22 protein-coding genes are annotated in these 23,520 nt (G+C 61.4%); all 22 read left to right on the top strand.

Translation table 11 applies throughout. From position 1 onward, the window contains the following. Positions 1 to 181: 181 nt before the first annotated feature. Positions 182 to 4,222 carry a DUF3683 domain-containing protein gene (locus BLT98_RS14815; protein WP_092609053.1) on the top strand — a complete coding sequence of 1,347 codons (4,041 nt, stop codon included), beginning with the start codon at positions 182 to 184 and terminating at the stop codon, positions 4,220 to 4,222. Further along, positions 4,219 to 4,662, top strand: coding sequence for an HIT family protein (locus tag BLT98_RS14810; protein ID WP_244517502.1), 444 nt, complete (start codon positions 4,219 to 4,221; stop codon positions 4,660 to 4,662). Before BLT98_RS14815 ends, BLT98_RS14810 begins: the two co-directional genes overlap by 4 nt. Before the next feature lie 9 nt (positions 4,663 to 4,671). Continuing rightward, positions 4,672 to 5,121 (top strand): gamma-butyrobetaine hydroxylase family protein, encoded by a 450-nt coding sequence (locus tag BLT98_RS14805; RefSeq protein ID WP_034778401.1) that lies wholly within the window; start codon positions 4,672 to 4,674, stop codon positions 5,119 to 5,121. A 98-nt stretch (positions 5,122 to 5,219) separates the two neighbouring features. After that, entirely contained in the window at positions 5,220 to 5,564 is a 345-nt protein-coding gene (locus BLT98_RS14800) for a YciI family protein (RefSeq protein WP_034778403.1), read from the top strand. Positions 5,565 to 5,566: 2 nt separating this feature from the next. Further along, on the top strand, positions 5,567 to 6,808 hold the full coding sequence (locus BLT98_RS14795) for an RNA polymerase sigma factor (protein WP_092609050.1): 1,242 nt from the start codon (positions 5,567 to 5,569) through the stop codon (positions 6,806 to 6,808). A 29-nt stretch (positions 6,809 to 6,837) separates the two neighbouring features. Further along, positions 6,838 to 7,572 carry a bifunctional demethylmenaquinone methyltransferase/2-methoxy-6-polyprenyl-1,4-benzoquinol methylase UbiE gene (gene ubiE, locus BLT98_RS14790; protein ID WP_034753359.1) on the top strand — a complete coding sequence of 245 codons (735 nt, stop codon included), beginning with the start codon at positions 6,838 to 6,840 and terminating at the stop codon, positions 7,570 to 7,572. A gap of 42 nt (positions 7,573 to 7,614) precedes the next feature. After that, entirely contained in the window at positions 7,615 to 8,562 is a 948-nt protein-coding gene (locus BLT98_RS14785) for a Tim44 domain-containing protein (protein WP_070278976.1), read from the top strand. Positions 8,563 to 8,714: 152 nt separating this feature from the next. Beyond that, positions 8,715 to 9,353 carry a ubiquinone biosynthesis accessory factor UbiJ gene (locus BLT98_RS14780; protein ID WP_092609047.1) on the top strand — a complete coding sequence of 213 codons (639 nt, stop codon included), beginning with the start codon at positions 8,715 to 8,717 and terminating at the stop codon, positions 9,351 to 9,353. Further along, the gene (ubiB, locus tag BLT98_RS14775) at positions 9,350 to 10,921 is read left to right on the top strand and encodes a ubiquinone biosynthesis regulatory protein kinase UbiB (protein WP_034778413.1); all 1,572 of its coding nucleotides are present in this window, start codon (positions 9,350 to 9,352) and stop codon (positions 10,919 to 10,921) included. The genes BLT98_RS14780 and ubiB overlap by 4 nt, the downstream gene beginning before the upstream one ends. Before the next feature lie 19 nt (positions 10,922 to 10,940). Continuing rightward, complete coding sequence (locus tag BLT98_RS14770) at positions 10,941 to 11,543, top strand: methyltransferase (RefSeq protein WP_092609044.1); 603 nt, start codon at positions 10,941 to 10,943, stop codon at positions 11,541 to 11,543. A 79-nt stretch (positions 11,544 to 11,622) separates the two neighbouring features. Continuing rightward, on the top strand, positions 11,623 to 11,958 hold the full coding sequence (locus BLT98_RS14765) for an FmdB family zinc ribbon protein (protein ID WP_092609041.1): 336 nt from the start codon (positions 11,623 to 11,625) through the stop codon (positions 11,956 to 11,958). Positions 11,959 to 11,998: 40 nt separating this feature from the next. After that, positions 11,999 to 12,640, top strand: a complete 642-nt coding sequence (locus tag BLT98_RS14760; protein ID WP_034778417.1) for a DUF502 domain-containing protein — start codon at positions 11,999 to 12,001, stop codon at positions 12,638 to 12,640. Positions 12,641 to 12,703: 63 nt separating this feature from the next. Continuing rightward, complete coding sequence (aspS, locus tag BLT98_RS14755) at positions 12,704 to 14,506, top strand: aspartate--tRNA ligase (RefSeq protein ID WP_071653294.1); 1,803 nt, start codon at positions 12,704 to 12,706, stop codon at positions 14,504 to 14,506. 87 nt (positions 14,507 to 14,593) lie between these two features. Continuing rightward, positions 14,594 to 15,058 (top strand): dihydroneopterin triphosphate diphosphatase, encoded by a 465-nt coding sequence (nudB, locus tag BLT98_RS14750; protein WP_092609037.1) that lies wholly within the window; start codon positions 14,594 to 14,596, stop codon positions 15,056 to 15,058. A gap of 19 nt (positions 15,059 to 15,077) precedes the next feature. Beyond that, a complete protein-coding gene (locus BLT98_RS14745) occupies positions 15,078 to 15,371 on the top strand; it encodes a hypothetical protein (protein ID WP_092609034.1) in 294 nt (97 codons plus the stop codon). Positions 15,372 to 15,443: 72 nt separating this feature from the next. Next, positions 15,444 to 16,265, top strand: coding sequence for an endonuclease/exonuclease/phosphatase family protein (locus tag BLT98_RS14740; protein WP_034778424.1), 822 nt, complete (start codon positions 15,444 to 15,446; stop codon positions 16,263 to 16,265). Positions 16,266 to 16,274: 9 nt separating this feature from the next. Then, the gene (gene clsB / locus BLT98_RS14735; protein ID WP_034778426.1) at positions 16,275 to 17,438 is read left to right on the top strand and encodes a cardiolipin synthase ClsB; all 1,164 of its coding nucleotides are present in this window, start codon (positions 16,275 to 16,277) and stop codon (positions 17,436 to 17,438) included. Continuing rightward, complete coding sequence (locus BLT98_RS14730; RefSeq protein ID WP_034778428.1) at positions 17,435 to 17,824, top strand: RNA-binding S4 domain-containing protein; 390 nt, start codon at positions 17,435 to 17,437, stop codon at positions 17,822 to 17,824. Before clsB ends, BLT98_RS14730 begins: the two co-directional genes overlap by 4 nt. A gap of 258 nt (positions 17,825 to 18,082) precedes the next feature. Next, the gene (locus tag BLT98_RS14725) at positions 18,083 to 18,685 is read left to right on the top strand and encodes a TetR/AcrR family transcriptional regulator (protein ID WP_034753385.1); all 603 of its coding nucleotides are present in this window, start codon (positions 18,083 to 18,085) and stop codon (positions 18,683 to 18,685) included. A 77-nt stretch (positions 18,686 to 18,762) separates the two neighbouring features. Further along, positions 18,763 to 20,553 carry an acyl-CoA dehydrogenase C-terminal domain-containing protein gene (locus tag BLT98_RS14720; protein ID WP_034753387.1) on the top strand — a complete coding sequence of 597 codons (1,791 nt, stop codon included), beginning with the start codon at positions 18,763 to 18,765 and terminating at the stop codon, positions 20,551 to 20,553. A gap of 14 nt (positions 20,554 to 20,567) precedes the next feature. Then, positions 20,568 to 22,967, top strand: a complete 2,400-nt coding sequence (locus BLT98_RS14715; RefSeq protein ID WP_092609031.1) for a 3-hydroxyacyl-CoA dehydrogenase/enoyl-CoA hydratase family protein — start codon at positions 20,568 to 20,570, stop codon at positions 22,965 to 22,967. A gap of 62 nt (positions 22,968 to 23,029) precedes the next feature. After that, the gene (locus tag BLT98_RS14710; RefSeq protein ID WP_034778433.1) at positions 23,030 to 23,476 is read left to right on the top strand and encodes a PaaI family thioesterase; all 447 of its coding nucleotides are present in this window, start codon (positions 23,030 to 23,032) and stop codon (positions 23,474 to 23,476) included. Positions 23,477 to 23,520: the final 44 nt, after the last annotated feature.

The following is a 23,520-nucleotide window of genomic DNA, read 5'->3' as shown; positions in this document are numbered from 1 at the left end:
TTTTGCGTCAAAAAATCACCAAGACTGATTTTTTATTCATGCAAAAGAGGGCTTTTCCGTATTTGCTATGGTGGTGGATGGGGTGTTTAAACCTTAGGCGGCCTAAGGCTGTTCCGGCATGGTGCGGCGCAATAAGATAAAATGGGCCTTTAGGGTCCAGTCCACATCGTCACCACACTCCATGAACGCTCCCGCACATATCCAAGCTTTACTGGCAGAAACGCCGAATGGTCCCGCAGCAAGCCGCCTGCGCGAAATCCCGTATAACTACACGTCGTTTTCCGATCGCGAGATCGTCATACGCCTGTTGGGGGAGGACTCCTGGCGCCTGCTCGACGAGCTGCGCGGCGCCCGTCAGACGGGCCGTTCGGCCCGCATGCTGTACGAGGTGCTGGGCGATATCTGGGTCGTGCGCCGCAATCCGTATCTGCAAGATGACTTGCTCGACAACCCGAAGCGCCGCCAGGGCTTGATCGATGCCTTGCATCACCGCCTGGCCGAAGTCGACAAGCGCCGCCTGTCCATCGATGCGGCCGGCGGCGACGTGGCCGCCAGTGGCGAATCGCCCGAAGTTGCCAAGGCGCGTAGCGCCAATGTGGAGTTGCTGCTGAAAGCGGCCAGCAAGGCCGTGGCCGACTTTGGCGATGAATTCCGCAAGACCTACGACTTGCGCAAGCGCACGGTCAAGGTGCTGGGCCGCTACACGGAAAAACACAATGTGCGCTTCGACGGCATGACGCGCGTGTCGCACGTGACGGACGCCACCGACTGGCGTGTGGAATACCCGTTCGTCGTCCTGACGCCCGACACGGAAGAGGAAATGGCCGGCCTGGTGAAGGGCTGTATCGAGCTGGGACTGACCATCATCCCGCGCGGCGGCGGCACCGGCTACACGGGCGGCGCGATTCCATTGACGCCGATGTCGGCCGTCATCAACACGGAAAAACTCATCACCCTGGGCGCCGTGGAAATGACGGTCTTGCCGGGCCTGACGCACGAATACGCGACGATCAATTCGGGTGCGGGCGTGATCACGAATAAAGTGTCGGAAGCGGCCGAGAAGGCCGGTTTCGTGTTTGCCGTCGACCCGACCTCGGCGCACGCCTCTTGCATCGGTGGCAACGTCGCCATGAATGCGGGCGGCAAGAAAGCCGTGCTGTGGGGCACGGCGCTGGACAACCTGGCTTCGTGGCGCATGGTCGACCCGAACGGCGACTGGCTCGACGTCACGCGTCTCGACCATAACCTGGGCAAGATCCACGATATCGCGCTGGCACGTTTCCAGCTGGAATGGCGTCACCCGAGCACGCGCGACGCGACGAAGCCGAACGCACCGTTCAAGACGGAAATCCTGGAAATTCCTGGCCGCAAGTTCCGTAAAGAGGGCCTGGGCAAGGACGTGACGGACAAATTCCTCGCCGGCTTGCCGGGCATCCAGAAAGAAGGCTGCGACGGCCTGATCACGTCGGCGCGCTGGATTCTGCACAAGATGCCGAAGTTCGCCCGCACCGTCTGCCTGGAATTCTTTGGCCAGGCGCGCGACGCGATCCCGTCGATCGTGGAAATCAAGGATTACCTCGATGGCTTGCCGGCCAAGGGCGAGCAATATACGACCATCCGCCTGGCGGGCCTGGAACACTTGGACGAGCGCTACCTGCGCGCCGTCGGCTACGCCACCAAGTCGAAGCGGGGCGTGCTGCCGAAGATGGCCCTGTTTGGCGACATCGTCGGCGACGATGAAAACGCCGTCGCGCAAGCGGCGTCGGAAGTGGTGCGCATCGCCAACACCCGCGTGGGCGAAGGTTTTGTTGCCGTCAGCCCGGAAGCGCGCAAGAAATTCTGGCTCGACCGGGCCCGCACGGCGGCGATCGCCAAGCACACGAATGCGTTCAAGATCAATGAAGACGTGGTGATTCCGCTCAATCGCATGGGCGAATACACGGATGGCATCGAGCGCATCAATATCGAGCTGTCGATCAAGAACAAGCTGCAACTAGCGGACGCCCTGAGCGAATTTTTTGGCAAGGGTAATTTGCCAGTAGGCAAGAGCGACGATGCATCGGACGACCGCGTTGACGATGCGGAAATGCTGGGCGACCGCGCCGAGCAGGCACAGCAGTTGCTGGCGCAAGTGACGAGCCGCTGGACCTATCTGCTGGCCCAGCTGGACCGTCCGCTGGCGGACGTGAAGGGTGAATTGGCCGAACTGGGCATGGAACGCTTGCTGCCCGTGTTTGATGCGCGCCTGGAAACGCAGCCTGACGCCACCCTGTTCGACGTGGTGCAGGACCGCACCGTGCGCATCACCTGGAAGCAGGAAATCCGCGCCCAGTTGCGCCAGATCTTCAACGGCGCCGCATTCAAGCTGATCCTCGACGAGGCCACCGCCATCCACGCGCGCATCCTGCGTTCGCGCGTCTTTGTCGCGCTGCACATGCATGCGGGCGACGGCAACGTGCACACGAACTTGCCCGTCAACTCGGACAATTACGAAATGCTGCAGGACGCCCATGAAGCCGTGGGCCGCATCATGATTTTGGCCCGCTCGCTGAATGGCGTCATTTCCGGCGAACACGGTATCGGCATCACCAAGCTGGAATTCTTGACGGAAGAAGAGATCGGCGAGTTCCGCAGCTACAAGCAGCGCATCGATCCGGAAGGCCGTTTCAACAAGGGAAAATTGTTGAACCTGCCGGGCATGGGCGCCGACTTGCGCAATGCCTACACGCCATCGTTTGGCCTGATGGGGCATGAGTCCTTGATCATGCAGCAAAGCGATATCGGCGCCATCGCCGACAGCGTCAAGGATTGCTTGCGTTGTGGCAAGTGCAAGCCCGTGTGCTCGACCCACGTGCCGCGCGCCAATTTGCTGTACTCGCCGCGCGACAAGATTTTGGCGACCTCGTCCCTGATCGAAGCGTTCCTGTACGAAGAGCAGACGCGCCGCGGTATTTCCATCAAGCATTGGGAAGAGTTCGAAGACGTGGCCGACCATTGCACTGTCTGCCATAAGTGCGTCACGCCTTGCCCCGTCAATATCGACTTCGGCGACGTGTCGATGAACATGCGCAACTTGCTGCGCAAGATGGACAAGAAGAGCTTTAATCCGGGTACCAAGGCGACGATGATGTTCCTCAACGCCACCGATCCCGTGACCATCAACGCCACGCGCAAGGTCATGATCGGCTGGGGTTACAAGGCGCAGCGCCTGGGCCATGAATTGCTGAAGAAGTTTGCCAAGAAGCAAACCAAGGCGCCGCCGCCATCGACGGGCAAGCCGCCCGTCAAGGCGCAGGTGATCCATTTCATCAACAAAAAGATGCCGGGCAACCTGCCGAAGAAATCGGCGCGCGCGCTGCTCGACATCGAAGACGACAAGGTCATCCCGATCATCCGTAATCCGAAGACGACGACGGCCGATACGGAAGCCGTGTTCTACTTCCCTGGTTGCGGTTCGGAACGTTTGTTCTCGCAAGTGGGCCTGGCCACGCAGGCGATGCTGTGGGAAGTGGGCGTGCAGACGGTCTTGCCGCCGGGCTACCTGTGCTGCGGTTATCCGCAGCGGGGCGCGGGCGAGTTCGACAAGGCCGAGAAGATGATGACGGATAACCGCGTCCTGTTCCACCGCATGGCCAACACGCTCAATTACCTGGACATCAAGACGGTGCTCGTCTCGTGCGGCACCTGTTACGACCAGCTGGCCACCTACCAGTTTGAAAAGATTTTCCCTGGCTGCCGCATCATGGATATCCATGAGTATTTGCTGGAGAAAAACGTCAAGCTGGAAGGCGTCAACGGCACCCGTTATATGTACCACGAGCCATGCCACAATCCGATGAAGCTGCAGGAATCGGGCAAGACCATCAATTCCCTGATCAGCACGGTAGACAACGTGAAGATCGAGAAGAATGACCGTTGCTGCGGCGAATCGGGTTCCCTGGCCGTCACGCGCCCCGACATTTCCACGCAAGTGCGTTTCCGCAAGGAAGAAGAAATGGTCAAGGGTGCCGACAAGCTGCGCGGCGACGGTTTCACGGGTGACGTGAAGATCCTCACCAGCTGCCCGTCGTGCCTGCAAGGCTTGTCGCGCTACAATGACGATTCGGGCACGACGGCCGATTACATCGTCGTCGAGATCGCCAAACATTTGCTGGGAGAGAACTGGATGCCGGATTACGTGAAACGCGCCAATGACGGCGGCATTGAACGGGTGTTGGTGTGACCTGCGATCTGTGCACATTGCTCGACGGCTTTGCCAACAAGCAGGGCTGTGAAGCCTTGCTGTGGCGCAGCGAGCGCCTGTCCGTCGTGGCGGTTGATGACGCCGCCTATCCCGGCTTTTGCCGCGTGATCTGGAACAAGCACGTCAAGGAAATGACGGATCTCACGCCCGGTGAGCGCAACTATGTGATGGAAGTCGTGTGGCAAGTCGAACTGGCCTTGCGTGAAGTGATGCAGCCGGAAAAGGTCAATGTGGCCAGTTTCGGCAACATGACGCCGCACGTGCACTGGCACGTGATTCCCCGCTACCGCGACGATGCGCATTTCCCCAATCCCAGCTGGGCGGTGATTCAGCGCGAGACGGCGCCCGAGGTGCTGGCCGCGCGCCGCGCCCTGTTGCCAGCCTTGCGCGACGCCATCATTCAACGTTTATCCGCATAAAGTATTGTCATGACTGAAAAAGTAGCAACGCCCCAACCCACCGGCTTGACCGTGCATAACCAGTCGCGCGTGCTCGACGTGGCTTTCGATGATGGCAGCGAATTTGCGCTGCCGTTCGAATACCTGCGCGTGTACTCGCCGTCGGCCGAAGTGCAAGGCCATGGCAAGGGCCAGGAAACCTTGCAATTAGGAAAACGCCTGGTCGGCATCACGGGCCTGGAGCCGGTCGGCAACTACGCCGTGCAGCCCACCTTCAGCGATGGCCACAATTCCGGCCTGTACACCTGGGCTTATCTGTACAAGCTGGGCGCGGAGCAAGCGACCCTGTGGCAGGATTACCTGGACCGCCTGACGGCAGCCGGGTATCCAGGTGACAGCGGCCGCGACGCCAAGGCCGACATGACAGTCAAGCAATCTTCCGGACACGTCCATGGACCCAGCTGCGGGCACAAACACTAAGTCAAAAAAATAATGCGTTAAGCTTGTCGGATTGCCGCATATCCATTCGTCGTATGAATGCCCGCGCTTGCGGGCATTTTTCTTTTGGAGAAGAGACTATGGAATACATGATCCTGATCTACGCCGACGAGGCGCGCTATGAAGCCATGGAGGAGGGCCAGATGGCCAGCCTGATGGCCGACTTTGCCAGCTATACGCAAGACCTGGAGGCCGCTGGCGTGCTGCGCGGGGGCGCGGAACTGGCGCCCGTGCGCAGCGCCACCAGCGTACGTGTGCAAAACGGCAAGCCTGTCATCACGGATGGGCCGTTCGCGGAAACCAAGGAGCAGCTGGGCGGCTATTATCTGCTGGATTGCGCGCACCTGGACGAGGCGCTGGCCTGGGCCGGGCGCTGTCCGGCCGCCTCCCTGGGCACCATCGAAGTACGGCCTGTCACGGCATAGACATGGCCGGCGACGCCCTGTCGGCCGTCGAGCACGTCTTTCGCCAGGAAAAGGGCAGGGTGCTGGCCGGCCTGATGCGGCGCTTCGGCGACCTGGGTCTGGCGGAAGATGTGTTGCAGGAAGCGTGCCGCAAGGCGTTGGAACTGTGGCCGCGGGCGGGCATCCCCGATAATCCCGCCGCCTGGCTCAGTGCCGTGGCGCGCAATGCGGGCCTCGATCACGTGCGCCGGGCGGGCAAGAGCGTCAGCGAGGCCGAAGCCGTGCTGTCCTGCCTGCCGGCGGCCGTGATTGAAGAAGCGCACGCCATCGGGGACGACCGCCTGCGCCTGCTGTTCATCTGCTGCCATCCCGCGCTGGCGCCCGAGGCGCAGGTGGCGCTGGCCCTGCGCACCCTGTGTGGCTTGTCCACGGCCGAGATCGGGCGCGCCTTCGGCGTGGCGGAAGCGGCCCTGTCGCAGCGCTTATTGCGCGCCAGGCGCAAGATCGCCGAAGCGCGGATTCCTTTCGAGTTGCCACCTGAGCAAGAATTGCAGCAACGGCTGGCGCAAGTGCTGCACGTGATTTATCTGGTGTTCAGCGAGGGTTATTGCGCCAGCGGCGGCGACACCCTGCTGCGCGCCGACCTGTGCGCCGAGGCGCTGCGCCTGGGGCGGCTGCTTGACAGCCTGCAGCCCTGCCAGCCGGAAGTGCAGGGGCTGTTGGCCCTGATGCTGCTGCAGGCGTCGCGCGGTCCGGCCCGCCTGTCGCCCGAGGGGCATTTGCTGACCCTGGAAGAGCAAGACCGGGGCCTGTGGGATGACGCCCTGATTGCCGAGGGACTGGCGCTGCTGGAACTGGCTTTGCTTGCGCGCGCGCCAGGGCCCTACCAGCTGCAGGCAGCCATTGCCGCTTTGCACGCCAAAGCTCCCACGGCCAGCCAGACGGACTGGCGCCAGATCAGCGCCCTGTACGGCGCCTTGCTGCGGCACAAGCCGGAACCCTTGATTTTGCTCAATGCCGTGATCGCCTGCGCCATGGCGCACGGTGCCGCACACGGCCTGGCCTGGCTGGCGCGGCTGGAAACCGTGCCCAGCCTTGCCAATTCGCACTATCTGCACGCGGCCCGGGCCGATTTGCTGCGCCGCCAGGGCGACCGGCCAGGGGCGCTGGCGGCGTATGCCCGGGCGGCAATGCTGGCTTCGAATGCAGTGGAAAGGCAATACCTTCTCCGGCGTCACGGGGAAATGCGCCTGCCGCTTGTATAATGCTCCCAAGTTCAAACAGACTGCCTACCATGACCAATACGACCCATTTCGGATACAAAACAGTTGCAGAAGACGACAAAGTGCGCGAAGTCGCCAAGGTGTTCCATTCCGTCGCTGCCAAATACGACGTGATGAACGACTTGATGTCGGGCGGGCTGCACCGTCTGTGGAAGACGTTTACCATTGCCAATGCGGGCGTGCGCCCCGGTTTCAAGGTGCTCGACATTGCCGGCGGCACGGGCGACCTGTCGAAGGCGTTTGCCAAGCAGGCGGGCCCTACCGGCGAAGTCTGGTTGACCGATATCAATGAATCGATGTTGCGCGTGGGCCGCGACCGCCTCTTGAATCGCGGCTTGCTCACCCCCACCTTGTTGTGTGACGCGGAAAAACTGCCATTCCCCGATAATTATTTTGACCGTGTCAGCGTGGCCTTTGGCCTGCGCAACATGACGCACAAGGATGTGGCGCTGGCGGAAATGCGCCGCGTGCTGAAACCGGGTGGCAAGCTGCTGGTGCTGGAGTTTTCCAAGGTGGCAGCGCCCCTGCAAAAGCCGTACGACCTGTATTCGTTCTCGGTCTTGCCGTGGTTTGGACAGAAAATCGCCGGCGACGCGGAAAGCTATCGCTACCTGGCAGAATCGATCCGCATGCATCCGGACCAGGAAACGTTGAAGACCATGATGGAAACGGCGGGCCTGGAGCGCGTGCAGTACTACAATTTGACGGCAGGCATTGCCGCTTTGCATACCGGCATCAAGATGTAATTCAAGCTGTAACTCACCAAGCCGGTGATTTTAGGAGATGGAATGAAATTGAAGAAATTTATGGTCGGCATGATGCTGGCCGCGACCACGGTATCCATGCTGGGCGAGGCGCTGGCCCGTCCCATGGGCGGTGGCCGTTCGTTTGGCCGCCAGTCGCAAAACGTGGGCCGCCAGGCGCCCGCACCGGCGCCAACGCCGGCACCGGCCGCCGCGCCACGCCAGGCGCAACCTGCGCCGGCCCCCGCGCCGGCCCCTGCCGCCAAGGCGCCGAGCCGCTGGAAGGGTTTGCTGGGCGGCGCCTTGCTGGGCCTGGGCCTGGGCGCGCTGCTGTCGCATTTTGGCCTCGGCGGCGCCCTGGCCAGCATGATCAGCACCCTGCTGATGGTGGCCTTGCTGGCCGGCGTGGCGTTCTTCATCTACCGCATGGTGCGCGGCAAGCGCGACAACAATGCTGGCGGCAATGCGCCGTTCGCGGGTTTTGGCGGCAACCAGCCTGCGCCAGCGGGCAACGTGCCTGACATCGGTTCGCGCATTCCACCGCTGCCGCCGCTGCAGCCTGTCTCGTCCGGCGTAGGCCTGGATAAGCCGGTCCCGGCACCGGCCGCGCCATGGGGCGTGCCAGGCGACTTCGACAAGGATGCCTTCCTGCGCCACGCGAAAAGCAATTTCATTCGCTTGCAAGCGGCCTGGGACAAGGCCGACGTCAACGATATCCGCGAATTCACGTCGCCGGAAGTGTATGCGGAACTGCGCATGCAAATCCAGGAACGGGGCGCGCAGCCGGACTTTACCGATGTCGTCACCATCGATGCCGAACTGCTGGGCATTGAGACGAGCGTCAACGATTACCTGGCCAGCGTGAAGTTTACGGGCCTGATCCGTTCGGCGCCTGGCGCGGCAGCGGAACCGTTCGCGGAAGTATGGAATATGTCGAAACCCGTCAGCGGCAACAGCGGCTGGGTCCTGGCAGGCATCCAGCAATTGAATTAATTGTAAAAACTTGCTGAATAATGGCTTAAGTCCATGCGGAATGCATGATGCTTAACAGATATTTCCTGCTGAACTGGTAAGATCGAAACCGCCCACGTTGTTTTACGGGCGGTTTTTTCTTTTTAGGGGCGCGCCTGGCGCGCTGTATATAGATGGCACCACTTCCCGATCTCTCCCTGATGACGCCCGTCATCGCGACAATTAACCATTTGCTGACGCAAGAACCGTGGGCGCGCCAGCAGTTGGCCGTGCACGCTGGCAAGCTGGCCTGTATCGACACGGGCGCCGTGGCCTTGCGCCTGCGCGTCGATAGCGCCGGCATGCTGGAAGCGGCGCCGGCCGATATGCCGGCCAACGTCACCATCCGCGTGAAATTGTCCGATGTGCCGCTGATTCTGCAAAACCGCGAGCGGGCGTTTTCCTACGTCAAGATCGAAGGCGATGCCGAGTTTGCCAATGCGATTTCGCAATTGAGCAAGGGCTTGCGCTGGGAAGCGGAGCATGACCTGGAAAAGGTCGTGGGACCCATGCTGGCCACGCGCCTGGTTGCCGGTGCCAGGGATGCGGCCGCCTTTGTGCGCACGGGCCAGCAAAAACTGGCGGAAAACGTGGCCGAATATTTTCTCGACGAACAGCCCATGCTGATCCGTCCTTCTACCTTGCAAGAGTATTCCGCTGGCGTGACGCGCGTGCGCGATGACGTCGAACGCCTGGCCAAGCGCCTTGCCCGGCTGGAAAAGGCGGCCGCCGCCGTCCAGCCGCAGTCCTCCTCACCGGATTTGTCTACATGATATTGAAATTCCTGCGCCTGTTTAAAATCATCCGTGTTTCCATCAAGTACGGTCTGGATGAGATAGCGATTTCTGGTCTGCAAGTTCCCCGCACCGCCAAATTGATCGACACCCTGATTTTCTGGCGCGACCTGTCGTCGCCACGGGGCTTGCGCCTGCGCCTGGCGCTGGAAGAGCTGGGTCCGATTTTCGTCAAATTCGGCCAGGTGCTGTCGACCCGGCGCGACCTGATGCCGCTCGACATCGCCGAAGAACTGGCGCGCCTGCAAGACCGGGTGCCGCCGTTTGATTCCGACCTGGCCATCGCGCAGATCACCAAGTCCCTCGGCGCGCACCCGGATCAGCTGTTTGCCAGCTTCGAGCGCGAACCGGTGGCATCCGCCTCGATTGCCCAGGTGCACTTCGCCACCTTGAAAGATGGCCGCGAAGTGGCCGTGAAGGTCTTGCGTCCAGGCATGAAAAAGCTGATCGACGAAGACGTGGCCCTGATGCACATCGCCGCCGACTGGACCAGCCGCCTGTGGGCCGACAGCAAGCGCCTGAAACCCAAGGAAGTGGTGGGCGAGTTCGACAAATACCTGCACGACGAGCTGGACCTGATGCGCGAGGCGGCCAACGCCAGCCAGCTGCGCCGCAACTTCGCCAACTCGGAATTGCTGCTGGTGCCGGAAATGCACTGGGATTATTGCTCTAGCAGCGTCATCGTCATGGAGCGCATGTATGGGATTCCCGTGTCCCAGACCGAGCGCCTGGTGGCGGCCGGCGTGGATTTGCGCAAGCTCTCCAGCGATGGCGTGGAAATTTTCTTTACGCAAGTGTTCCGCGACGGCTTTTTCCATGCGGACATGCACCCGGGGAATATTCTTGTATCGATCGCGCCCGAATCGTTCGGCCGCTATATCGCGCTCGACTTCGGCATCGTGGGAACGTTGAACGACTACGACAAGGATTATCTGTCGCAAAACTTCCTCGCCTTCTTCCGCCGCGATTACAAGCGCGTGGCCGAGGCGCATATCGAATCGGGCTGGGCGCCGAAAGACACGCGCGTCGATGAGCTGGAAGCGGCCGTGCGCGCCTGCTGCGAGCCGATCTTCGACCGTCCGCTGAAGGATATTTCTTTCGGGCAAGTTCTGCTGCGGCTGTTCCAGACTTCGCGCCGCTTCAACGTGGAAGTGCAGCCGCAACTGGTGCTGCTGCAAAAGACCCTGCTCAATATCGAAGGCCTGGGCCGCCAGCTGGACCCGGAACTGGACCTGTGGCAAACGGCCAAGCCGTATCTGGAAAGATGGATGAGCAACCAGGTGGGGCCGCAAGGCTTCATGGAGCGCCTGCGCGCCGAGGCGCCCCGTTATGCGCACATCTTCCCGCAACTGCCGCGCTTGCTGCACCAGGCCTTGACGGTGCATGGCGAGCCGCGCGAAAACGAGGTGGAACTGATGAAAACCTTGCTGGCAGAGCAACGCCAGACGAATCGATTGCTGAGCTTTATCGTGTACTTCGTGGGCGCCTTCGCCCTCGGCGCGCTGGGCTTGCAAGTGTTCATGCGCTGGCATCAACTGCCGTTTTAACGGCCTGAGGACGTAAGTGATGGCTGACTTCACCACCCGCGATCCGCTCTCGCCCGCCTTCTGGGACGAGCGTTTCGAGAAGCAATTCACGCCCTGGGACCAGGGCGGCGTGCCGTCGCGCCTGCGCAGCTTTGTTGCAGGCAGCCCGGCGCCGCTGCGCTGCCTGATTCCTGGCTGCGGCTCGGCCTATGAACTGGTCTTCATGCTGGATCACGGCTGGGATGCCACGGCCATCGACTTTTCGCCGGCCGCCGTGGCCGCCGGGCGCGCTGTCGTCGGTGCGCGGGCAGGGCAGGTGGTGGAAGCGGATTTCTTTGCCTGGGAACCCGTTGCGCCGCTGGACCTGATCTATGAACGGGCCTTCCTGTGCGCCATGCCGCGCGCCATGTGGCCGCAAGTGGCGGCGCGCTGGGCGCAGCTGCTGGCGCCGGGCGCCATGCTGGCCGGTTACTTTTTCTTTGATGACAATGCCAAGGGACCGCCATTTGGCATGTCGCGTGAGACACTGCAGGAATTGCTGGCGCCGCATTTCGACTGCCTGGCCGACGAAGCCGTGGACGATTCCATTGCCGTCTTCGCCGGCAAGGAGCGCTGGATGAGCTGGCGCCGCCGGGCGGAGTGAGGCGGGCGGGGCATTTTCCGCTGGGGACAAAGGAAAAGCTTTATAATTCAGGGTTTTTGATGATTTTCTCGGAGTAGAGATGCCGATTTACGCTTACCGTTGTGACGAGTGTGGTTTTGCCAAGGATGTCTTGCAAAAGATCTCCGATCCAGTACTGACGGTGTGCCTGTCGTGCGGCAAGCCCAGTTTCAAGAAACAATTGACGGCCGCCGGTTTCCAATTGAAGGGCACTGGCTGGTACGCGACCGATTTCCGCGGCGGCACGGCGCCCACCACGGCCATTCCAACGGGCCCGGCCGATGGCGCCAAGCCCGCCCCGGCTGCCGAGAGCGCGCCTGCTGCTGCTGCTGCTGCTGCTGCTGCTGCTGCTGCACCTGCGCCTGCCCCGGCTGCCACTGCGCCGAAAGCGGACTGAAAAGCGCGCCGCGCCGATACGATCCATTACCGAGAAACTGATGCGTAAATACTTTATTACCGGATTGCTGATTTTGGTTCCCCTGGCCATTACCGCCTGGGTCCTGAATCTGGTGATCAGCACGATGGACCAGTCGCTGTTGCTGGTGCCCGGCAGTACGCAGCCCAGCGTATGGTTCGGCCACAAGATTCCCGCGCTGAGCACCATTCCCGGCCTGGGCACGGTATTGACGGTACTGATCGTGTTCTTCACGGGTTTGCTGACGAATAACCTGGTCGGCAATTACGTGGTGAAACTGTGGGAGAAATTGCTGCAACGCATACCCATCGTCAATTCCCTGTATTCGAGCGTCAAGCAAGTGTCGGATACCCTGTTTTCCCCGTCGGGCAATGCCTTCCGCAAGGCCGTGCTGGTGCCGTATCCGCACCAGAACTCCTGGACCATCGCTTTCCTGACCGGCGTGCCGGGCGGCGATGCGGCGAACCACCTGGTGGGCGACTTTGTCAGCGTGTATGTGCCGACGACGCCGAATCCGACATCGGGCTTTTTCCTGATGATGAAGCGCAGCGATGTCGTCGAACTCGACATGAGCGTCGATGCGGCGCTCAAATATATTGTCTCGATGGGCGTGGTGGCGCCTGCGGAAGTTGTTGCTGTACCGGCCCCGGCAGCCAAAGAATAAAGGCAGGCGTCCCATGCGGGGCGTGGCCGGATTGAACACTCACTAACCTGAACTGAGAATTTTATGTCTATGCGTACTGAATACTGCGGCCTCGTTACCGAAGCCATGCTGGGACAAACCGTCAGCCTGTGCGGCTGGGTACATCGCCGCCGCGACCACGGCAGCCTGATTTTCATCGACTTGCGCGACCGTGAAGGCCTGGTGCAAATCGTCTGCAACCCGGAACAAGCGGAGATGTTCAAGGTCGCCGAAGCCGTGCGCAACGAATTCTGCCTGCGCGTGACGGGCGTCGTGACCAACCGTATCGAAGGCACCATCAACAACAACCTGAAATCGGGCAAGATCGAAGTGGTCTGCTCGGAGCTGGAAGTGCTGAACCCTTCCGTGCCCGTGCCGTTCCAGCTGGACGACGACAACCTGTCGGAAACGACGCGTCTGACGCACCGCGTGCTGGACCTGCGCCGCCCGCAAATGCAGAACAACCTGCGCCTGCGCTACAAGGTGACGATGGAAGTGCGCAAGTACCTCGACGCGCTGGGCTTCATCGACATCGAAACGCCGATGCTGACCAAGTCGACGCCAGAAGGCGCGCGCGACTACCTGGTGCCGTCGCGCGTCAACGCGGGCAGCTTCTTCGCCTTGCCGCAATCGCCACAGTTGTTCAAGCAACTGTTGATGGTCGCCAACTTCGACCGTTACTACCAGATCACCAAGTGCTTCCGCGACGAAGACTTGCGCGCTGACCGCCAGCCTGAATTCACGCAGATTGATTGCGAAACCTCGTTCCTGACGGAACAGGAAATCCGCGACCTGTTCGAAGACATGATCCGCGTCGTCTTCAAGAACACCCTGGACATCGACTTGCCGAACCCGTTCCCGGTGATGGATTTCGCCGAAGCGATGGGCCTGTACGGTTCCGACAAGCCGGACATGCGCGTCAAGCTGGCCTTCACGGACTTGACCGAAGTCATGAAGTCGGTCGAATTCAAGGTCTTCAACGGCGCAGCCAACATGAAGGGCGGCCGCGTGGTTGCCCTGCGCGTACCGCAAGGCGGCAGCATGCCCCGTTCGGAAATCGACGCCTACACCCAGTTCGTCGCCATCTACGGCGCCAAGGGCCTCGCTTACATCAAGGTCAACGAGAAAGCCAAGGGTCCTGAAGGCTTGCAGTCGCCGATCGTCAAGTTCCTGCCTGCCGACGTGCTGGCCACGATCCTCGAGCAGACGGGCGCGCAAGACGGCGACCTGATCTTCTTCGGCGCGGACAAGGCCAAGGTCGTCAACGACGCCATCGGCGCGCTGCGCGTGAAGATCGGCCACAGCGAGTTCGGCAAGAAAGCCGGCCTGTTCGAAGACGTGTGGAAGCCATTGTGGGTGGTCGACTTCCCGATGTTCGAGCATGACGAAGAAGCGGACCGCTGGACGGCGACCCACCATCCATTCACGGCGCCGAAAGACGGCCATGAAGACATGCTGGAAAGCGATCCGGGCGCCTGCATCGCCAAGGCTTACGACATGGTCTTGAACGGCTGGGAACTGGGTGGCGGTTCGATCCGTATCCACCGCGAAGAAGTGCAAAGCAAGGTCTTCCGTGCACTGAAGATCGATGCCGAAGAAGCACAGCTGAAATTCGGCTTCCTGCTCGATGCCCTGCAATACGGCGCGCCACCGCATGGCGGCCTGGCATTCGGCCTGGACCGTATCGTGACCATGATGACGGGTTCCGAATCGATCCGCGACGTGATCGCCTTCCCGAAAACCCAACGCGCGCAAGACTTGCTGACCCATGCGCCGTCGGAAGTGGACGAGAAGCAATTGCGTGAACTGCACATCCGCTTGCGCAGCACCGAGCCAAAAGTAGCGTAATGGCCAAGGCGGCCGTTCACGCGGCCGCTACCATTTTTACTTGCTGAGGCAAAAAAGGCGCTGCGAGGCGCCTTTTTCATTCTTGATATGAGCCATAAAATTCCCGTTTCCGTGCTGGTCGTCATCCATACGGCTGACCTTGATGTCTTGCTGATCGAGCGCGCGGGCCAACCCGGTTTCTGGCAATCGGTGACGGGTTCCGTCGATGCCGTCAACGAGCCGCTGCTGCAGACGGCCGCGCGCGAATTGTGCGAGGAGACCGGCATCGTTGCCGATGGGCGCGACATCGTGCTGCGCGACTGGAACTTGTCGAATGTGTACGAGATCTATCCGATCTGGCGCCACCGCTATGCGCCTGGCGTGACGCGCAACACGGAACACGTGTTCAGCGTGCAAGTGCCGCGCGACATTGCCATCACCTTGAGTCCCCGCGAACACTTGCAGTACGCGTGGCTGCCTTACCTGGCTGCGGCCGACCGCTGTTTCTCGTCGTCCAACGCGGAAGCGATTTTGCAATTGCCGGCCATGACGGGCCTGGCGCGCCCCACCTGATTTTCCTAGAAAGCATTCCATGTTGAACTGGTTATATTTGACGACGCAGCAAAAACTGCTGGGCACCCTGGGCATCGTTTTTTGCCTGTGCTTTATCTTTCTGCTGTTTGGCTCCACCGTGCCCGGCCGCACGCCACCGATCGGCATGCCGCTGATGGCGATCGGCTGGCTGCTGCATCCGGGTGCGTTTGCCAAGGGCAAGCGCACCGTGGCCTGGCGCGGCGCGCCCTTGCTGGTGAAGATTGTCTGGGCGGCCGGCATTACCGCGCTGATCGTCAGCGTGACGGCGGGCGTGGGGCGCATGCTGGCCTGATTGTGCGTGGTAGGTGCGCACGCGCACCTACGCCGGCGCCGCGCGGGGCCTGTCAGGGAGTAGAATCAAGGCATGAAAATCCGCGTAGCAACTTATAATATACACAAGGGCGTCTCCTCCGTGCGGGGCTTGCCCCGCGTGCATGCCTTGAAGCAGGCGATTGCCCTGTTCCATGCCGATGTCGTCTTTTTGCAGGAAGTGCAAGGCAAGCACGACCGCAATGCGGCCCGCTTTGGCGCCGAGAAAAACGGCCACAAGCATTGGCCGGAAGCGTCGCAGCATGAGTTCTTTGCCGGCGCCGAGCACCATTCCGCCTACGGCATGAATGCCGTGTACGACCATGGCCACCATGGCAACGCCTTGCTGAGCAAGTTTCCCATCGCCTCGCAAACCAACCACGACGTGTCCGACCACGCCTATGAACAGCGCGGCATCCTGCATTGCGTGCTCAAGACGCCGCAGGCGGACGTGCACTGCTACGTCGTCCATCTGGGCCTGTTCGAATCGGGACGGGGCCGCCAGACGCAGGCGCTGATCGACGCCGTCATGGAATCGGCGCCGAATGGCGAGCCCGTCATCATTGCCGGCGATTTCAACGACTGGCGCAACACGCTCAGCGACAAGCTGCGCAATGCGCTCGGCGTGGTGGAAGTATTCGACCAGCGCGCGTCGAATTCAGCCCTGGGCGACCTGGTGCGCACCCTGGCGCGGCGCCAGACGAAGACGCCGATCCCCGTGCCGGCGCGCACCTTTCCCGCCGCCTTGCCGTGGTTCCGCCTGGACCGCATCTATGTGCGCGGTTTCCACGTGGAAGGCGCGCAAGTGATGCATGGCACCCTGTGGGCCAAACTGTCGGACCACGCGCCGATCGTTGCCGCTTTGAAACTCGCGTAGACTGCCAGCATGCGCACAGTCAATTTCATCGCCCACAATGACATCAAGCTGCTGTATTGCGGCACCGATTACTTCCCCGCGCTGATTGCCGCCATCGACGGCGCGCGCTCGGAAGTCTATTTTGAAACGTATATCTTTGCCGACGACGCCACGGGCACCCTGGTGCTCGACGCCCTGAAGCGCGCGGCGGCGCGCGGCGTGCTGGTGTGCATGATCACGGACTGGTTCGGCACGGGCAACCGCCGGGTCAAGGCCATGCATGCGCAGCTGGAAGCGGCTGGCGTGCACCACCGCATCTTCAATCCGTGGTTCCGGCGCGGCATCACGCGCACGCACCGCAAGATTTGCGTGGCCGATGGCGAGATCGCCCTGGTGGGCGGCATCAATATCAACGACGACATGTTTTGCGACTACGACCACAACATCAGCCTGGCAGCGCCGCGCTGGGATTTCGCCGTCCAGGTGAAGGGCCCGCTGGTCGACGCCATCCACGAGGAGGTGCAGGCGCAGTGGGCAAGATTGGGCAAGATGAACCTGGTGCGGCGTATCAAGCTGTACCGCAAGATGCGCGTGGTCAGCAAGGAGCTGGCGAAGAACCCCGTCGTGGCCGGTTTTGTCGTGCGCGACAACCTGCGCAACCGCCGCACCATCCAGCGCGCCTACCTGCAGGCGCTGGGCCAGGCGCGCAAGAGCGTGATGCTGGCCAACCCGTATTTCGCGCCCGGGCACAAGCTGCGCCACGCCCTGGCCCAGGCGGCCCTGCGGGGCGTGGACGTGGTCCTGTTGATCGGCGTGGGCGAATTCCGCATGCAAGATGCCGTGGCGCACTCGTTTTACCCGAAACTGCTGGCCGCCGGCGTCAAGATCGTCGAATACCGCAAGACGCAGCTGCACGCCAAGGTGGCCGTCGTCGACGATGACTGGGCGACGGTGGGCTCCAGCAATATTGACGCGCTGAGCCTGTTCCTGAACCAGGAAGCGAACGTGGTGATCAAGGACGTGGCGTTCGCGCAAAGCCTGCGCCAGCACATCGAGCAGGGCGTGGCCGACGGCATCGTCATTCACCAGGATGATTTCAAGCACATCGGGCGTTTCCAGCGCATCGGCTATGAAGCCGCATTTCTCGTGTACCGGCTGGTGATGCGCATTTTTTCAGTAGGCAAGTACGCATGAACGAGATGACAACGGTAAGGCTGGACAAATGGCTGTGGGCGGCACGCTTCTTCAAGACGCGCTCGCTGGCCAGCGAAGCCGTCGACACGGGCAAGGTCAAAGTGGGCGGCGAGCGCGTCAAACCGGCGCGCAGCGTGCGCGTGGGCGACGAGCTGGCCATCGACAATGGCGCGGAGACGTGGGAAGTGGCCGTGCTGGGCCTGTCCGACAAGCGCGGCGCGGCCCCCGTGGCACGCTTGCTGTATGGCGAAACGCCGGCCAGCATTGCCCGCCGCGAGCAACTGGCCGAGGAACGCAAGCTGTTCCGCGAGCCGGGCACCACCATCAAGGGGCGGCCGACCAAGCGCGACCGCCGTCAACTGAGCAAGGCAGGCGACCTTTCCTGAGGTTCGTCTGTTGTGGGCAGGCACGGGCGCGCGACGCTTTTGCCTGCCTGAAATCAATAGAAACACGCGGCTTAAAAATGCTGCGCTGCACCAATAGAACGCCGGCTCTAAAGTTCCCGTTTGACTTTTACGTGGTAGTGGATAATAGTACGAGCGTTCGGATTTTTTCGGAGCGTGCTTTTTTTTACTCTCGCTTCAGTCCGCCAAATCGGCAACATCACTTTTAGAACGGTACTCTTGAATACTTCAGTCAAATTCATGCGCAAGGGCGAACTGACCCGTGCAGCCATCCTCGACGTGGCGCTGGACCTGTCCAGCCGCGACGGCCTGGAAGGCCTGACCATCGGGCTGCTTGCGGACAAAATGAACATGAGCAAGTCGGGCGTGTTTGCCCACTTTGGCTCGCGCGAAGACTTGCAGATGGAAGTGCTGAAGCTCTATCACTATCGTTTCGAGCAAGAAGTCTTTTTCCCCAGCATGAAAGAACCACGCGGCATCCAGCGCCTGCAATCGATGTTTGCGCGCTGGGTCAAGCGGGTCAGCGTGGAAATCGCTTCCGGCTGCATCTATATCAGCGGCGCCGTCGAGTATGACGACCGTCCGGGCCCCATCCGCGAAGCCCTCGTGGCCATGGTGCGGGCCTGGCAGGGTGCGCTGCTGCGCTGTGTCGAGCAATCGATCGCCACGGGCGACCTGAAAGCGGACACGGACGCCCAGCAGCTGGTGTACGAGATGTATGGCCTGATCCTGGCCCTGCATCACGACGCGCGTTTCCTGCGCGTGCCGGGCAGCATCGAACGGGCGCAAGCGGGCTTTATCCGCCTGCTGGCGTCGTACCAGAATTCCGTCACAAGCAAATAAGCCGTCAGGCAGTATCCGCAATAACGCACACGCACTACAAGTACAACACTTTAGCTAATCGCCTTCAGGAGAAAATTATGGGTCAATACGTCGCGCCAATCCGGGATATGCAATTCGTCCTGCATGAGTTCCTGCAAGTGGAAGAAGAACTGAAGCAAATGCCGTCGTACGCCGACGTCGACGCCGACATCATCAACCAGGTGCTGGAAGAGGGCGGCAAATTCACCTCCGAAGTATTGTTCCCGCTGAACCACTCCGGCGACCGCGAGGGCTGCCACCACGACCCCGTCACGAAAAGCGTGACCACGCCGAAAGGTTTCAAGGAAGCCTACAAGCAGTACGTTGAAGGCGGCTGGGCGGCGCTGGCGTGCGATCCGGAATACGGCGGCCAGGGCTTGCCTGTCGTGCTGAACAACTCGTTCTATGAAATGCTGAACTCGTCGAACCAGGCCTGGTCCATGTACCCCGGCCTGTCGCACGGCGCCTACGAGTGCCTGAAGGAACACGGCACCGACCACCAGAAGGAAGTGTATCTGCCGAAGCTGGTGTCGGGCGAATGGACGGGCACCATGTGCCTGACCGAACCGCACTGCGGCACCGACCTGGGCCTGCTGCGCTCGAAAGCGCTGCCTGAGGCGGACGGTTCCTGGACCATCACCGGCAACAAGATCTTCATCTCGGCCGGCGAGCACGACATGGCGGAAAACATCCTGCACCTGGTGCTGGCCCGCGTTCCGGACGCGCCGGAAGGCTCGAAAGGCATCTCGCTGTTCCTGGTGCCGAAATTCCTGCCGAACGCGGACGGCACGGTCGGTGAGCGCAACCCGATCACCTGCGGCGCCATCGAAGAAAAAATGGGTATCCACGGCAATTCGACTTGCCAGATGAACCTGGACGGCGCAAAAGGCTGGATCATCGGCCAGCCGAACAAGGGTCTCAACGCCATGTTCGTCTTCATGAACGCGGCCCGCCTGGGCGTGGGCATGCAGTCGCTGGGCCTGACGGAAATCGCTTACCAGAACGCGCTGATCTATGCCAAGGACCGCACGCAAATGCGTTCGTTGTCCGGCATCAAGAACCCGGAACTGCCGGCCGACCGCATCATCGTGCACCCTGACGTGCGCCGCATGCTGTTGACGGGCAAAGCCTACGCCGAAGGCGCGCGCGCTTTCACTTCCTACGTGGCGCTGCAGATCGACCGCGAACTGCACCACCCTGACGCCGACGTGCGCAAGGAAGCGGCCGACGAAGTAGCGCTGCTGACGCCCGTCATCAAGGCCTTCATCACCGATAACGCCTGGATCGCCACTTCGGACGCGATGCAAGTGTTCGGCGGCCACGGCTATATCTCGGAATGGGGCATGGAGCAGTATGTGCGCGACGCGCGCATCAACATGATCTATGAAGGCACGAACACGATCCAGTCGCTGGACCTGTTGGGCCGCAAGATCCTCGGTGATAACGGCGCCAAGCTGCGCAAGTTCGGCGAAAAGATCAAGGCTTTCGTCGAAGACAACGGTACCGATGAAGCGATGAGCGAATTCGTCACGCCACTGGGCGACTTGGGCGACAAAGTCACCAAGCTGACCATGGAAATCGGCATGAAGGCCTTCCAGAATCCGGACGAAGTGGGCGCGGCATGCGTGCCTTACCTGCGCGTCGTCGGCCACATGATCTACAGCTACCTGTTCGCGCAGATGGCCAAGATCGCCCTCGAAAAAGAATCCAGCGGCGACAAGTTCTACACCGCCAAACTGGCTACCGCACGTTTCTACTTCGCCCGCTTGCAGCCTGAAACGGCAACCCTGATCCGTCAGGCGCGTTCCGGTTCGGCCAACCTGATGGCACTCGACGCAGACCTGTTCTAAGACTTGAGGAAAATATGACCAATTTCATCGTTAAAAAAGTAGCCGTCCTCGGCGCCGGCGTGATGGGCGCGCAGATCGCCGCCCACTGCATCAACGCGAAAGTGCCGGTCGTGCTGTTCGACCTGCCTGCCAAGGAAGGCCCGAAGAATGGCATCGTGCTGCGCGCCATCGAGAACCTGAAAAAACTGTCGCCTGCGCCGCTGGGCAACAAGGATGACGCCGCGCTGATCCAGGTGGCCAACTACGAAGACAACCTGGACTTGCTGGCCGGTTGCGACCTGATCATCGAAGCCATCGCCGAGCGCATGGACTGGAAACACGACCTGTATCAAAAGGTCGCACCGCACATCGGCCCGAACGCGATCTTCGCCTCGAATACCTCGGGCCTGTCGATCACCAAGCTGGCCGAAGGCTTCGACGCCGACCTGAAATCGCGCTACTGCGGCGTGCACTTCTTCAACCCGCCGCGCTATATGCACCTGGTCGAGATCATCCCGACCGAGTTCACCAAGCCCGAGATCAGCGATCAGCTGGAAGGCTTCCTGACCACCACCCTGGGCAAGGGCGTGGTCCGCGCCAAGGATACGCCGAACTTCATCGCCAACCGCGTTGGCGTGTTCGGCATCCTGGCCATCGTGCACGAAGCCGAAAAATTCGGCCTGTCCGTGGACGTTGTCGATGACTTGACCGGCGCCAAGCTGGGCCGCGCCAAGTCGGGTACCTTCCGCACGGCGGACGTGGTCGGCCTGGACACCATGGGCCATGTGATCAAGACCATGCAGGACTACCTGCCGAACGATCCGTTCGCTGCCGTCTACAAGACGCCGGCCGTGCTGGCGCAACTGGTGGAAAAAGGCGCGCTGGGCCAGAAGAGCGGCGCGGGCTTCTACAAGAAAGTCGGCAAGGAGATCCAGCGTCTGGACTTCGCCACCGGTGAATACGTGGCCGGCGGCGCCAAGGCGGCCGACATCATCGCCCGCATCCTGAAGGAAAAGGATCCGGTCAAAAAGATGAAGGCGCTGCGCGAATCGACGAATCCGCAAGGCCAGTTCCTGTGGGCGATCTTCCGCGACGCTTTCCACTACATCGCCATCCATCTGGACACCGTGGCCGACAATGCGCGCGACATCGACTTCGCCATGCGCTGGGGCTTCGGCTGGAACGTCGGTCCGTTTGAAACGTGGCAGGCATCGAACTGGCTGCAAGTGGCCAACTGGGTCAAGGAAGACATCGACGCCGGCCACGCGCTGTGCAATGCACCGCTGCCAGCCTGGGTCTTCGAAGGTCCGGTCGCTGAAAAAGGCGGCGTGCACACGCCGGAAGGTTCGTACTCCGCCGTGTCGAACAGCTTCGTGCCGCGTTCGACCCTGTCCGTGTATGACCGCCAGCCATTCCGCGCGCCCGTCCTGGGCAGCGGCGCCATCGACGGCAAGACCGCCGGCACCACCGTCTTCGAAGACGAATCCGTGCGCGTCTGGCATACGGGCGACGATGTGCTGATCATCTCGTTCAAGACGAAGATGCATGTGATCGGCGAAGGCGTGATCAATGGCCTGAAACTGGCCTTGGCCGAAGCGGAAAAGAACTTCAAGGGCCTGGTGATCTGGCACGCCGACGCAGCCGAAGGCGGCGCCTTCTCGGCCGGCGCCGACCTGCAATCGGCCCTGCCGGCATTCATGCAAGGCGGCGTGAAAGCCGTCGATCCGATCATCGCCGAACTGCAGAACACCTTCATGTCGCTGAAATACGCGAACGTGCCGGTGATCGCCGCGGTCGCCGGCCTGGCACTGGGCGGCGGTTGCGAACTGGCGCTGCATGCGTCGAAGCGCGTGGCCTCGATCGAATCGTACATCGGCCTGGTGGAAGTGGGCGTGGGGCTGATTCCAGCCGGCGGCGGCTTGAAGGAAGCGGCGCAGCGCGCCCACAAGGAAGCCAAGGGCAACGACATCCTGCAATTCCTGAAAACGGGCTTCACCAATGCGGCCACCGCCAACGTGTCGAAATCGGCACTGGAAGCGAAGAAAATGGGCTACCTGAAGGAAGACGACGTGATCGTGTTCAACGCCTACGAGCTGCTGCACGTGGCCAAGGTCGAAGCGCGCGCCATGTTCGACGCGGGCTTCCGTCCGCAACTGCCGTCGCTGATCCAGGTGACGGGCCGTTACGGCTGGGGCACCATCAAGGCGCAGCTGGTCAACATGCGCGACGGCGGCTTCATTTCGGCGCACGATTTCAAGCTGGGCGAGATGATCGCCGAGATCGTATCGGGCGGCGACGTGGACCAGGGCAGTTTCGTCAGCGAACAGTGGCTGCTGGATATGGAACGCAAGGCATTCCTGGAGCTGTTGAACCATCCGAAAACCCAGGAACGGATCATGGGCATGATGCAGACCGGTAAGCCGGTCCGCAACTAAGCCTGGCGTCGATGAAGATCCTGCCGTTGGTATTTAAAGTATTACTGCGCGTGAGGCCAAGCATGGTGTATGACCGTATCAAACAACAGATGATGGACACCTTGCCCTTCGTGCGGCTGCTGGGGATCAGCATCGACGACATCGGCGCCGGCACCTCGAAGGTGTCGATGCCGGAAGATCCAAAACTGAATAATCACCTGGGCACGCAGCATGCGGGTGCCTTGTTTACCCTGGCCGAAACGGCTTCCGGCGCGGCCATGGCTGGCGGCTTCGCCGAGCTGATACTGGGCTTGCGCCCGGTGGCCAAGGAGTCGCGCATCCAGTACCAGAAGGTGGCCCGGGGCGCGACGCGCGCCGAAGGCCGGGTACCGGGCGACCTGGCTGCCTTGAAGGCGCGGCTGGCGCAGGACGGCAAGGTGGCGTTTCCCGTGGAAGTCGATATTTTCGACTCCGAAGGCACGCTGGCGGCACAGGTGACGGTGGACTGGTATTTGTCGCAGAAGCGATAAGCCTCTATCCCGGACATTCGACAGAACACGAACCTCGTTCAACA

This window comes from Janthinobacterium sp. YR213 (genome assembly GCF_900099875.1).
Lineage (GTDB): Bacteria > Pseudomonadota > Gammaproteobacteria > Burkholderiales > Burkholderiaceae_D > Janthinobacterium > Janthinobacterium lividum.
Note: the sequence above shows the minus strand (reverse complement) of the source record. Positions and strands in the feature narration are given on the sequence as shown.